Below are 661 nucleotides of genomic sequence, written 5' to 3' on the forward strand. Positions count from 1 at the left end.
GGAATTGGGCATGTCTCGAGTTCTGATTGTTGATGATGACGTTCCTTTGTGTGAGCTTTTAGAAGTAGTTTTGCAAGATGAAGGGTATACCGTCTCTTCTGTGCATTGTGGTGAAAGCGCGCTGCAGTACATGGAGAAAACGCCAGTCGATTTAGTGTTGCTCGATGTGATGTTGCCAAACTTAAATGGGATGCAAGTTGCTCGTCGTATTTGCCAACGATTTGCTACGCCAATTCTGATGCTTACAGCATTGAACGATGAAAACTCGATGCTGGATGGTTATCAAGCGGGTGCCGATCAATACATTGGTAAGCCATTCAACGTCGCTGAGTTGCTAATGCGCATCAAAGCGATCTTGCGTCGAGTGGGCTTGGAGCGTCAACGCCAAACCATTTGCAATACCGCCCAGAGTAGCAGTGATCAGCTAACCAGCTTACCGTTGACTAGCACAGAAGCGGAGCTTTTGAGCCATTTGGTTAAGAATCAAGGCGTGGTTATCTCCAAAGCTGAGCTACAGACAGAAGTGTTGAAAAAAGAACTCAGCCCGTTTGATCGCAACCTTGATATGCACATCAGTAACATTCGCCGCAAATTGGTTGAAGCGGGCTTGTCTAAACAGCACATCAAAACGTTGCGAGGCAAAGGTTACAGTTATTTAGAA

The 661-nt window shown here is 46.0% G+C and carries 1 protein-coding gene; it reads left to right on the plus strand.

Features of this window, described 5'->3' with window-relative positions; translation table 11 throughout:
- Positions 1-10 precede the first annotated feature (10 nt).
- Positions 11-661, plus strand: a 651-nt coding sequence (locus R7O13_RS27695) for a response regulator transcription factor (protein WP_318305301.1), incomplete at its 3' end; no start/stop codon positions are given.

This window comes from Vibrio sp. Y176 (genome assembly GCF_033438945.1).